8 protein-coding genes are annotated in these 12,004 nt (G+C 66.9%); all 8 read left to right on the forward strand.

All coding sequences use genetic code 11. The features are described 5' to 3' along the window. The first annotated feature begins 171 nt into the window (after window positions 1–171). The 8 genes from DVT68_RS02910 to DVT68_RS02945 all read left to right on the forward strand — a co-directional run bounded on the left by DVT68_RS02910 (window position 172) and on the right by DVT68_RS02945 (window position 11,951). Window positions 172–1,857: a M48 family metalloprotease gene (locus DVT68_RS02910; protein ID WP_114823538.1), complete on the forward strand. Its 1,686-nt coding sequence runs from the start codon at window positions 172–174 to the stop codon at window positions 1,855–1,857. Window positions 1,858–1,988: 131 nt separating this feature from the next. Continuing rightward, window positions 1,989–2,678: a phosphate regulon transcriptional regulator PhoB gene (phoB, locus tag DVT68_RS02915; RefSeq protein ID WP_114823539.1), complete on the forward strand. Its 690-nt coding sequence runs from the start codon at window positions 1,989–1,991 to the stop codon at window positions 2,676–2,678. Window positions 2,679–2,755: 77 nt separating this feature from the next. Beyond that, window positions 2,756–4,024, forward strand: a complete 1,269-nt coding sequence (phoR, locus tag DVT68_RS02920; RefSeq protein ID WP_114824356.1) for a phosphate regulon sensor histidine kinase PhoR — start codon at window positions 2,756–2,758, stop codon at window positions 4,022–4,024. Between the two features lie 120 nt (window positions 4,025–4,144). Further along, window positions 4,145–6,247 (forward strand): polyphosphate kinase 1, encoded by a 2,103-nt coding sequence (gene ppk1, locus DVT68_RS02925; RefSeq protein WP_114824357.1) that lies wholly within the window; start codon window positions 4,145–4,147, stop codon window positions 6,245–6,247. 81 nt (window positions 6,248–6,328) lie between these two features. Beyond that, window positions 6,329–7,846: a Ppx/GppA phosphatase family protein gene (locus tag DVT68_RS02930; RefSeq protein ID WP_114823540.1), complete on the forward strand. Its 1,518-nt coding sequence runs from the start codon at window positions 6,329–6,331 to the stop codon at window positions 7,844–7,846. A gap of 89 nt (window positions 7,847–7,935) precedes the next feature. After that, window positions 7,936–8,631 carry a peptidylprolyl isomerase gene (locus DVT68_RS02935; RefSeq protein ID WP_114824358.1) on the forward strand — a complete coding sequence of 232 codons (696 nt, stop codon included), beginning with the start codon at window positions 7,936–7,938 and terminating at the stop codon, window positions 8,629–8,631. A gap of 6 nt (window positions 8,632–8,637) precedes the next feature. After that, window positions 8,638–9,366, forward strand: a complete 729-nt coding sequence (lpxH, locus tag DVT68_RS02940; protein WP_114823541.1) for a UDP-2,3-diacylglucosamine diphosphatase — start codon at window positions 8,638–8,640, stop codon at window positions 9,364–9,366. A 140-nt stretch (window positions 9,367–9,506) separates the two neighbouring features. Further along, entirely contained in the window at window positions 9,507–11,951 is a 2,445-nt protein-coding gene (locus tag DVT68_RS02945) for a TonB-dependent receptor (protein WP_114823542.1), read from the forward strand. Window positions 11,952–12,004 lie beyond the last annotated feature (53 nt).

Consider the following 12,004-nt stretch of genomic DNA (forward strand, 5'->3'; position numbering starts at 1 on the left):
ACCGTTAATCGATGTCACTAATGGTATTGTCGCTGACCTATGCGCATGGCACCACGCCCCTCCCAATCCGCTGCTGGAACCCACCCCAGCCCACGGCCTGGCGCGCCCGCGCGCGGCCTGGCCAAGGACAGCAAACGGCATGCAGACGCACTTCCCATGGGCAGGACGCCCATGAACCGGTTTTCGCCCACCCGGCTGCTGACGGCCCTGCTTTGCGCCGGCCTGACGCTGAGCGCCCAGGCCCAGGACCGCGATGTCCGCCTGCCGGACCTGGGCAGCTCCGCCAACGCGCTGATCTCCCCGCAAGAGGCGCAGGACTATGGCGCGGCCATGCTGCGCCAGATGCGCGCGCTCGACATGGTGCTGGACGACGCCATGCTCGACGACTACATCAACGACCTCGGCTATCGCCTGGTCTCCGGCAGCGAGAAGCCCAAGGACCATTTCCAGTTCTTCATCGCCAAGGACAACATCATCAACGCGTTCGCCGCTCCCGGCGGCTATATCGCGGTGAACTCGGGTCTGATCGTCCTTACCAACAACGAAAGCGAACTGGCCAGCGTGATCGCTCACGAAATCGGCCACATCACGCAGAACCATCTGGAGCGCGCCTTCGAAGCCTCCAAGAAGGACACGCCGCTGATGGCGTTGATCCTGCTTGGCGCCATCGCGGCGGGCGCGGGCGCCGGCGCGGGCGACGCGGCCGGCGCCATCCTGATGGGTGGCCAGGGTCTGCTGATGCAGCGGCAGATCAACTTCACCCGCAAGGACGAGATCGAGGCTGACCGGGCCGGCATCCAGACGCTGGCCAACGCCGGCTACGACCCCAACGCCATGGCCGCGTTCTTCGGACGCATGGAAGACACCCTGCGCGTGGGTACCGGCGGCGACCTCGGCGACGTGCCCGCCCTGCTGCAGGACCACCCGGTCACGATGGACCGCATCAGCGACGCCAAGGCCCGCGCCGGCGCCTTGATTGCCCAGCAGATGAAGCGCCCGTCCGGCTCCACGCTGGACAAGACGCAGTGGGAAAAAAGCACCGCGCCGATCGCTTATGTGAAGGACGCGACGTCGATCGCCAAACACGACCACAAGGGCGATCTCGACACCTACCTGCTGATGCGCGAGCGCATCCGCGTGCTGTCGAATGACGCCGGCCAGATGGCCACGTACTACGCGTCCAACCTGCAGAACGAGCATGGCTTCGACACGCCCTCGAACCGGTATGGCTATGCGCTGGCGCTGATTCGCAGCAACCGCGGCGCCAAGGCCGTGGACGAGCTGCAGCCCCTGTTGACCGCCCACCCGGACAACCAGATCCTGCGCATGGCGATGGCCGACGCCAAGCTGCAGGCCGGCCACCGCGCCGAGGCGGTCAGCATGTACGCCGCTCTCAACCAGCAGTCGCCGCGAAACCGCGCCATCGCCCTGGGTTATGCCAAGGCCCTCACCGACGGCGGCAACCAGGACGACGCCAGGCAGGCGGCGGTGATGTTGATGCCCATGCTCGACAACAACGACGAGCCCGAGCTCTATCGCAGCTTCGCCCGCGCCAGCGACAAGGCCGGCGACCCCGTGCGCGCCGGCGAGGCGTATGCCGATGCGTCTTACCTGTCCGGTCGACCGTTCGACGCCATGGAGCAGCTCAAGCGCCTGCTGCAGCGCCCCGATCTCGACTACTACGCGCGCGCGCGCATCCAGGCTCGCATCAGCGAGCTCACCCCACTGGTGATGGAGCTGCACAAGCGCAAGGTGCAGACCGACGACAACCCCGACGGGCACAGCCAGCAGCCGTTGCAGAACGGCGGCAATTGCCAGGGCCGCGTGTGTTTCAGCGCCTCCGGCAACTCGCACTGAGACGCGTCTAAGCCACTGAGGCGCCTGTGATTGACATGGCTGTCACGTGGCCGCTACGTGAAATGTCATCGCAGCGTAACATTGGGCCGCTGCAATAATTGCGTCATAGCCCCTACAGCGGACCCTATCGCGTGCACAAACGCATCTTGATCGTCGAAGACGAAGCTTCGATCCGCGACATGGTCGCCTTTGCGCTACGCAAGGCCGGCATGGACGCCATTCACGCCGCTGACGCGCGCGCCGCGCAGTTGGCCATCGCCGAACAGGTGCCCGACCTGATCCTGCTCGACTGGATGCTCCCGGGCACCAGCGGCCTGGACCTGGCGCGCCGCCTGCGCAAGGAAGAGCTGAGCCGCGAAGTCCCGATCATCATGCTCACCGCGCGCGGCGAGGAGATGGATCGCGTCAACGGCCTGGAGGCCGGCGTCGACGACTACGTCATCAAGCCTTTCTCCACCCGCGAGCTGGTGGCCCGCATCAAGGCGGTGCTGCGCCGCAGCCAGGGTGATGACGGCTCCGGCATGGTGGAGCTCGGCGGCCTGCGCATCGACGGCCCGGCGCACCGTGTGTTCGCCGGCGAGGAACCGGTGACCATCGGCCCTACCGAATACCGCCTGTTGTATTTCTTCATGACGCACCCGGAACGCGTGTACTCGCGCGCGCAGCTGCTCGACCATGTGTGGGGCGGCAGCGTGTACGTGGAGGAGCGCACCGTGGACGTGCATATCCGCCGCCTGCGCAAGACGCTCGAACCATGGAAGCTCGACGACATGGTGCAGACCGTCCGCGGCGCGGGCTATCGCTTCTCCGCCAGCGTCTGACGTTTCCACTGTTGCGGGAGCGCAGGCTTTTGCCGATGCTGGCGCACCGCCGGCCCGGCGCCTTTGACCACCGCCCCATGCCCAAGACTTTCGACCGCCCCTGGATGCTGCCGGCCGCACTTGCGGGCGGGCTGCTCGTCGGCGCGGCGGTGGGCTGGCTGGCGGGAGGTCACGTGGCCACCGGTGTCGCGCTGGTCGCGATCGTGGAAATCGTCTTGCTCCTGACCCGAATCCGTCATCAAACGCGGCACATGATGACGCACAGCCCCACGGCGCACTCCCTCCAGCATGACCGCTTCATGACGCGCTCCCGTCGCATTGCCTCCAGTCTGCGCGACTTGCGCAGCGCCGCCGGCAGCCTGCCGGATGCGGTCGTCCTGCTCGACTACGAGCAGCATGTCCGCTGGTTCAATCACGCCGCCGAGGACCTGCTCGGCTTGCGTCGCCCGCAGGATCGCGGCGCACACCTTGACGAGCGCCTGAGCACCACCGAGCTCGCCACCTGGCTGAAGGAAGGCGCGCGCGAGCCGCTCAACGACGTGGCGGCGCCGGGACTCCCGAACCGCCACATCAACGTCACCCTGCTGCCATTCGGCCGTCGCCAGCGCCTGCTGCTGGCGCGCGACATCAGCCACCTGACGCGTCTCGAACAGATCCGCCGCGACTTCGTGGCCAACGTGTCGCACGAGCTGCGCACGCCGCTCACGGTCATCCACGGCTATCTGGAACTGATCGATCCGGAAGACGTGCCGGAGCTCGCGCCAGTGCTCAACGAAATGCGCGCGCAGTCCAAGCGCATGGGCCAGATCGTGGAGGACCTGCTCACCCTGTCGCGCCTGGAGACCCAGGATCACGTGCAGGACGAGCGCGTGCAGATGACCCCGCTGCTGGCCACCATCCGCAAGGAAGCCGAGGCGCTGAGCCAGGGCCGCCACCAGATCAGCGTCGAGTCCACCGCCGAGATGGACCTGCTCGGCTCGATCAAGGACCTGCACAGCGCCCTGTCCAACCTGGTGAGCAATGCCGTGCGCTACACGCCCACCGGCGGGCGCATCACCATCCGCTGGCGGCGCACGCCCGAGGGCGCGGTCTATTCGGTGACCGACACCGGTTACGGCATCCCGGCCTCGCACCTGGCGCGTCTCACCGAGCGCTTCTACCGCGTCTCTTCCAGCCGTTCGCGCGAGAGCGGCGGCACCGGCCTGGGCCTGTCCATCGTCAAGCACGTGCTGAACCTGCACCAGGCCCGCCTGGACATCCAGAGCGAGCCGGGCCACGGCTCGACCTTCTCGTGCTGGTTCAGCAACGAGCGCCTGCTGGCCCCGGGCAGCACCGACCCGGAATAAACCCGGCGTCGGGTACCGCCGGGCGCCCATCCGGGCTCCCGGCCACGGCTGGCTGAACGCCCATCACACTACGCGGCACTGCGCCATGTAACACAGCGCCGCATGCGCCAGAATGGCTGGATGCGCCGTAAACCCGCCACTCCACCGCCCGTCGTCGACCGGGCCCCGCCCGAGCTGTACCTCAGCCGCGAGCTGGCCGCCCTCGAATTCAATTTCCGCGTGCTCGCCCAGGCGCGCGACGCTCGCATACCGCTGCTGGAACGCCTGCGTTACCTGAGCATCGTGGCCAACAACCTCGACGAGTTCTTCGAGGTGCGCGTGGCCATGCTCAAGCACCACCACATGTTCGGTTCGGCGGCGCCGGGACCTGACGGCCTGTCGTCGGGCGAGCTGCTCTCGCGCATCCGCACGCGCGTGCTGGACCTGGTGGCCGAGCAATACGAGACCTGGCAGGAGGACATCGGCCCGGCGCTGGATGCCGAGGGCATCCACTTCCTCAAGCGTGACCGCTGGACCAGCCGCCAGCGCCGCTGGCTTCAGGGCTATTTCGAGAACGAGGTGATGCCGGTGCTGTCGCCGCTGGGCCTGGACCCGGCGCACCCGTTCCCGCGCATCCTCAACAAGACGCTCAACATCGCCGTCGTGCTCAAGGGTCGCGACGCGTTCGGCCGCGAGGGTCATATGGCGCTGGTGCGCGCGCCGCGCTCGCTGCCGCGCATCATCCGCCTGCCCGACGAAGTGTCCGACGGCGGCGTGCACTACATCTTCCTCGCCGAGCTGCTGCAGGGCTTCGTCGACCTGATGTTCCCCGGTTTCAAGGTGGCCGGCTCGTACCAGTTCCGCGTCACCCGCAACAGCGAGCTGATGGTGGAGGAAGCGGAGGTCGACAACCTCGCGCGCGCACTCAGCGAGGAGTTGCTCGGTCGCGGCTATGCACGACCAGTGCGGCTGGAGATCGGCAACGACTGCCCCAAGGCGATCGTGCAGATGCTGGTAAGCAACTTCGAGCTGGAGGAAACGGACGTCTATCGCTGCGACGGCCCGGTCAACATTATCCGCGCCGGCACCATCTACGACGGCCTGGAGCGGCCGGAGCTGAAGTTCCCACGCTTCATTCCGCAGCTGCCGGCGATCTTCAAGGACGCCCGCTGCAAGTTCGAGGTGCTACGCCAGCGCGACGTGCTGCTGCACCATCCGTATGAATCCTTCGCCGCGGTGGTCGACCTGCTGCGCCAGGCAAGCCAGGACCCGGCGGTGCTGGCCATCAAGCAGACGCTCTACCGCGCGGGGGAAGACACGCCGCTGGTGGACTTGCTGGTGGAAGCGGCCCGCAACGGCAAGGACGTCACCGTCGTGATCGAGCTGCGCGCGCGCTTCGACGAGGAGGCCAACATCCGCCTGGCCACGCGCCTGCAGGAGGCCGGCGTGCAGGTGGTGTACGGCGTGGTCGGCTTCAAGACCCACGCCAAGATGCTGCTGATCGTGCGACGCGAAGAGGAAATGTTGCGCCGCTATGTGCACCTTTCCACCGGCAACTACCACCAGGCCAACAGCCGCAGCTACACCGACATCGGCCTGATGACGGCGCACCCGGGCATCGGCGAGGATCTGCACAAGGTCTTCCAGCAGCTCTCCGGGCTGGGGCCGGTGATCGAGTTGAACCACCTGCTGCACTCGCCGTTCACGCTGTACCGCAGCGTGCTGGAGAAGATCGAGCGCGAGACCGCGCACGCACTGGCCGGCAAGCCCGCGCGCATCGTGGCCAAGCTCAACGCGCTCAACGAGGCGCACGTGATCCAGGCGCTCTACCGGGCCTCGCAGGCCGGCGTGGAGATCGACCTGATCGTGCGCGGCGCCTGCACCCTTCGACCCGGTCTGCCCGGCATATCCGAGCGCATCCGAGTGCGCTCGATCGTCGGTCGCTTCCTCGAGCACAGCCGCGTGTACTGGTTCGCCAACGACGGCGCGCCGGAGATCTACTGCGGCAGCGCCGACTGGATGGAGCGCAATCTCAAGCGCCGCATCGAGGTGGCCTTCCCCATTCTGGATCCGGCCCTGGCCCAGCGTGTGTACGAGGAAACGCTGGCCAACTATCTGGCGGACAACACCGAAGCCTGGCTGCTCGACGGCAACGGCCGCTACGCGCGCGCCCAGGTTGGCGCCACGCCACCCCACAGCGCCCAGCAGTGGTTGCTGGACAAGCTGGTTCCACCGAGCAATTGAGGATGCGTTGGGCCGCCGTGGCTTCGCGGCGTGGCGGTGGCGTGAGAGAATTCGGGCCTTGCAGCCCGATATGAGCCCCGCATGAGCCAAGGCGATCAGATCCAGATCAAGGACGGCGAACTGATCGCCGCCGTGGACATGGGCTCCAACAGCTACCACATGGTGGTGGCGCGTGTGGAACACGGCGAGCCGCGCGTGATCGATCGCCTGCGCGAAACCGTACGCATGGCCGCCGGACTTCGTGCCGACGGCACGCTGGACGCGGAGCATCGCGCCCGCGCGCTCAACTGCCTGGCCCGCTTCGGCCAGCGCATCGCCGGCGTACCCACCATCCGCGTGCGCGCCGTGGCGACCAACACCGTGCGTCGACTGGCCTCGCCGCAATCCTTCCTCACCGCGGCGGAGGCGGCGCTGGGGCATCCGGTGGAAATCGTCTCCGGTCGCGAGGAGGGCCGACTGATCTTCCTCGGCGCGTCGCACGATCTGCCTTCCTCACGCGAGAGCCGCCTGGTGATGGACGTCGGCGGCGGCAGCACGGAATTCATCATCGGCCGAGGCATCGCACCGATGCATACGGAAAGCGTGCAGGCCGGCTGCATCGCGTCCACCCTGCGTTTCTTCCCCGGCGGCAAGCTCAACCGCAAGCGCTGGCAGCGCGCCAACAACGAGATCGGCGTGCTGCTGCAGCAGTTTGCCGAGGACTATCGCGAGTCCGGCTGGGTAGAGGCTTTCGGCTCGTCCGGCACGGCCAAGGCGATTGGTTCGGTGGTGCAGGCGATGAGGCTGTCCGACGACGGCATCACCCCGGGCTCCATCGCCGCCCTGCGCGACGCCCTGCTGGCCCAGGGCCAGATCAGCACGCTGAAGCTGCCGGGCCTGGGCGAGGACCGCGCGCCGGTGATCGCCGGCGGCGTGGCCATCTTCGAGGCCGCCTTCGAGGCGCTGGGCATCGAGCGCATGCGCGTGTGCGAGAGCTCGATGCGCGAAGGCCTGCTGTGGGACCTGATCGGCCGCGCCGGCGGCACCGACCCGCGCACCGCCAGCATCGATGCACTGGCCAACCGCTACGGCGTGGACCGCGCCCAGGCGCGACGCGTGGAATCGACCGCCCTGCTGTTCTTCGACCAGGTCGCACGTATCTGGAAGCTCGATGCCGAAGCGCGCGAGTGGCTGTCGTGGTCGGCGCGCGTGCACGAGATCGGCCTGGCCATCGCGCACAGCCAGCACCATCACCATGGCGCCTACATCCTGCGCCACGCAGACCTGGCCGGCTTCTCCCGCCAGGAGCAGCAACTGCTGGCGGCCATCGTCGAAGCCCACCGCCGCAAGCCGGACAAGGCCACCTTCCTGGCGCTGCCACAGCGCTACCGCCAGCTCGCCCGTTACATCACCGCCCTGCTGCGCCTGGCCGTGCTGTTCCGCCGCGCGCGCCGCGCCGAATCGCTCCCGCCGATGCAGCTGGCCGCCACCAGCCAGCGCATGCGCCTGAGCGTGCCGGGCGCCTGGCTCGACCTGCACCCGCTGAGCGAGGCCGACCTGGAACAGGAGCAGTCGCCGATGAACGAGCTGGGCCTGCTGCTGGAAGTTCATCCGTCCTGAGCGGCGCCCGTATGCCGCTGGTCCGCGCTGAACCACAGCGCGCCTTCGCCGCGTATCATGTCGCGATGCCATCCGCCGCCCGACCTGCCATGACCCGACTGCTGCTCGCCACGCTCCTGCTCATCTCGCCGTTCGCGCTGCTCGCTCAGGCCGCCAAACCTGCGGCGCCGGCCGCCGCCACCGCCGCACATCCGGAAGTGGTGCTGCACACAACGCAGGGCGACATCACCATCGAGCTCTATCCCGACAAGGCGCCCAAGAGCGTGGCGAACTTCCTGCAGTACGTGCGGGATGGTTTCTACAGCGGCACCGTGTTTCACCGGGCCATCCTGGGCTATCTGGTGCAGGGCGGCCTGTATACGCGTGACCTCCAGGCCAAGCGCACGCGCGCAGCCATTCCCAGCGAAGCGGACAATGGCCTGTCCAACCTGCGGGGCACCGTGGCGGTGGCGCGAGGCGCCGATCCCAACTCCGGTACGTCGCAGTTCTTCTTCAACCTGGTGGACAACCGCCGCCTCGACTTCGTGGGCAACCAGAGCGGCCTGACCTGGGGCTACGCCGTGTTCGGCAAAGTGGTCAAGGGCATGGACGTGGTCGACAAGATCGCCGCCCTGCCCACCCGTGGCATGGGGCCCTTTGCCGGTGACGTGCCCAATCCGCTGATCGCGATCGACAGCGCCAACGTGGTGGGCGAAGAGCCACCGGCCACCGAAAACGCTCCGGCGGCGCCCGCTGCCGAGAAGCCAGCCAAAGCCGACAAGCCCGCCGCCAAGACCAAGGGCTGAGTTCTGATGGCCACGCTGTTCATCTCCGACCTGCACCTGGACGACAGCCGGCCGCAGATCACCCACCTGTTCGAGACGTTTCTCGCCGGCCCGGAGGTTCGATCCGCCGACGCGCTCTACATCCTCGGCGATCTGGTCGAAGCCTGGGTCGGCGACGACGACGACGCCGAGTTGCCCACGCGCATCGCCAACGCCACCCGTGCAGTGCACGACAGCGGCGTGCCGGTGTACTTCATGGTCGGCAATCGCGACTTCCTGCTCGGCGAGGCGTTCGCCCAGCGCGCTGGCTTGACCCTGCTCGACGACGGCGCCGTGCACGAGCTGTACGGTCGCCCCACCCTGCTGATGCACGGCGATGTGTTGTGCACGGACGATCTCGCCTATCAGGCGGTGCGCCAGCAGGTGCGCACGCCGGCGTGGAAGGCGCAGGTCCTCGCGATGCCGTTGCCGGCCCGCCGCGCCCTCGCCGCCAAGGCCCGCGAGGAAAGCCGCGCGCACACCGGCAGCGCCATGGAGACCATCATGGACGTCAATGCCAACGCCGTGGCCGAAGCCATGCGCCACGCTGGCGTGACGCGGCTTATCCACGGGCACACCCATCGCCCGGCCATTCACGCCTTCGACCTGGACGGCCAGACGGCCGAGCGCATCGTGCTGGGCGACTGGTACGACCAGGGCTCGCTGCTTCGCATCACGCCACAAGGCACGGAACTGCGCGGACTGCCGCTGGGCTGAGTTGCCCCCGTCACAGGCGGCTCCCTATCGCCAAACCTGACGCGAAGCTGTCATGATTCCTTGACAGAACCGCCACACATACTCGCAAGTATGGCGGACTGCTCTCGATTGAGAGTCCATCGCGTCACCAAGGGGAAAACATGCCGATCAAGGATTCAGGCTGCGCGGGCTTGCCGCGCCGCCGATGGTTGTCGCTGTCCATTTCGTGCCTGCTGACGGGCCTGCCGCTCACCGGCCACACGCAATCCAGCCCCGCAAACAGCGACACCGCCGCGCCCGCCACCGCCAACACGCCGTCGACCTCGAATGCCGTCAACCTCAACCGCATCGTGGTGACCGCGCAGAAGCGCGAGCAGCAGGTGGTCGACGTGCCGATCTCCATCTCGGCCTTCTCCGGCAACTTCCTGAAGACGATGGGCCTCACGCGCATGGAAGACCTTGCCCGCTACGTGCCGGGCGTGCAGATCCAGGTGCAGAGCCCGAACAACCCCGGCTTCGCCGTGCGCGGCATCACCACCGACGATGGCTCGGCCAACGCGCCGTCGCGCGTATCCATCTTCCAGGATGGCGTGGACATCAGTCGTTCCCGCGGGTCGGTGGTTGCGTTGTATGACATGGACCGCATCGAGGTGCTGCGCGGTCCGCAAGGCACGCTGTTCGGTCGTGGCGCCGAGAGCGGCGCGATCTCGCTGATCCAGAACAAGGCGCAGGACAACACTTCCGGCGCCTTCACGACCGAGTTCGGCAACTTCAACAGCCGGCTGCTGACCGGTTACTTCAACACGCCCATCAGCTCCAGCGTGGACGCGCGCGTCGCCGTGTACGACAGCGAGCACGACGGCTACATCAAGAACCTCAGCGGCGGCAGCCTCAACGGCGAAGACACCAAGGCCATCCGTGCCTCGCTGCACATCAAGACCGGTGATCAGAGCGGTATCGACCTGATCGCCAACTACCAGCGCGACGCACCGCCGGGCACGGATTTCCGCAGCGCCACCGTTCCCACGCGCAATGGCTCGACCGATGTGTTCGGACCTGCCGACCTCAACGAGGGCGACGCCCTGGGCATTCGCCGCAAGGTGTATGGCCTCACCGCGCTGGGCAACTTCGTGCTGAGCGACAGCTGGTCGCTTTCCACGGTGACCGGCCTGCGCAAGTTCGATTCCCTCGAGACCTTCGACGCCGATGGTTCGCAGGTGGACATGCTCAACTTCCAGGAGCATTCCAAGAGTCATCAGGCCAGCCAGGAAGTGCGCTTCAACTTCGACAATGGTGGCCGCTTCACCGGCTTCATGGGCGCCAATTTCTTCTACGAGAACGGCAGCCAGGCGGTTCCGTTCAACACCGACGAGCGCAGCCTGCTGGTGCAGCTGGTGAACATCGCGCCCTCCATCTCACCTGCGTCGGCGCCTATCATCAAGCTGCTGTTCGGGCCCAATCCGATTCCGCTGCTGACGCCGGATTTCCAGCCAAACCAGCCGTACAGCAGCGTTCCTCTGCTGGGCTACCCGCTCAACCCGGATGAGCGCGAAGGCTACGAAAACTACGGCAGCACGCGCTCCTACGAGGCGTTTGCCGATGGCACGTTCCATGTCACCGACCAGTTCGACCTGACCGGCGGGCTGCGCCTGTCGCACGAAAAGATCACCGCGGGCTACCAGGTCTTCAACTCCTATGGGCCGTACGCGGCCGGCATCGGCCCTGCCCTCACCCTGCTTGGTGTCGGCGTGAACGGCATCACCGAGATGAACGACCTGTTCCCGCCGACCGGCGGCAAGCTCACCAACGAGGAGAGCACCACGTCGGTGGTCGGGCGCCTGATCGGCAGCTACCGCTTTGGGGACGACACCAACGCTTACCTGAGCGTCTCGCGCGGCCGCCGACCGAACGTGCTCGCCTTCAACATCAACACGAATGGCGTCGGCTACTACAACGCAGTGCTGCCCGCGGAGATCCTCTGGAACTACGAAGCGGGCCTCAAGGGAGCGGCCGCCAACGGCAACTTCCTCTACGATCTCTCGGCGTTCTACTACAGCTACACAAACTTCCAGAGCCAGGTGATCCAGGGCGGTCGCTACGTCACGGTGAACTCAGGCCGAGCCCACAGCCCGGGCTTCGAGGCGTCGCTGCAGCAGTTGCTGGGCGAGCACGCCAGTGTGTTCCTCAACTACAGCTACCTGCACGCACGTTTCGACGACACCGACCAGAACGGCAACCCGCAGCAGTACGCAGGCAACCACCTGCGCCTGGCGCCTGACAACTCGGTGGCGCTCGGCTTGCTGCTCAACTTCCCGCTGGACGACAGCCGCGCGGTCTATGTTCGCCCCAGCTACACGTGGCGTTCGAAGGTGTACTTCGAAGACGACAACAACCCCAACTACGTGCAGCCTGCCTATGGCCTGTTCAACCTGCGCACCGGCATCACCTTCGACCACGGCCGCTGGGACCTGGGCCTGTGGGGCAACAACCTCAGCAACAAGAAGTACCTCATCGATGCGGGCAACTCGGGCGAAACGTTTGGTCTGCCGACCTACATCCCGGGCTCGCCGCGCACCTACGGCGTGAGCATCTCAGGGAAGTTCTGAAAGTGCCGAGCATCCCCGTGCGCCGCGCGAGCGGTCACGGGGATGCTTACGCA

Source organism: Dyella solisilvae, from assembly GCF_003351225.1.
In the GTDB taxonomy this organism is placed as follows: domain Bacteria; phylum Pseudomonadota; class Gammaproteobacteria; order Xanthomonadales; family Rhodanobacteraceae; genus Dyella; species Dyella solisilvae.

Excerpts from the sequence above, each read along its gene's own strand:
- DVT68_RS02910 (WP_114823538.1), top strand. The coding sequence starts at position 172 with ATGAACCGGTTTTCGCCCACCCGGCTGCTGACGGCCCTGCTTTGCGCC.
- phoR (WP_114824356.1), top strand. The coding sequence starts at position 2,756 with ATGCCCAAGACTTTCGACCGCCCCTGGATGCTGCCGGCCGCACTTGCG.
- ppk1 (WP_114824357.1), top strand. The coding sequence starts at position 4,145 with ATGCGCCGTAAACCCGCCACTCCACCGCCCGTCGTCGACCGGGCCCCG.
- DVT68_RS02930 (WP_114823540.1), top strand. The coding sequence starts at position 6,329 with ATGAGCCAAGGCGATCAGATCCAGATCAAGGACGGCGAACTGATCGCC.
- DVT68_RS02935 (WP_114824358.1), top strand. The coding sequence starts at position 7,936 with ATGACCCGACTGCTGCTCGCCACGCTCCTGCTCATCTCGCCGTTCGCG.
- lpxH (WP_114823541.1), top strand. The coding sequence starts at position 8,638 with ATGGCCACGCTGTTCATCTCCGACCTGCACCTGGACGACAGCCGGCCG.
- DVT68_RS02945 (WP_114823542.1), top strand. The coding sequence starts at position 9,507 with ATGCCGATCAAGGATTCAGGCTGCGCGGGCTTGCCGCGCCGCCGATGG.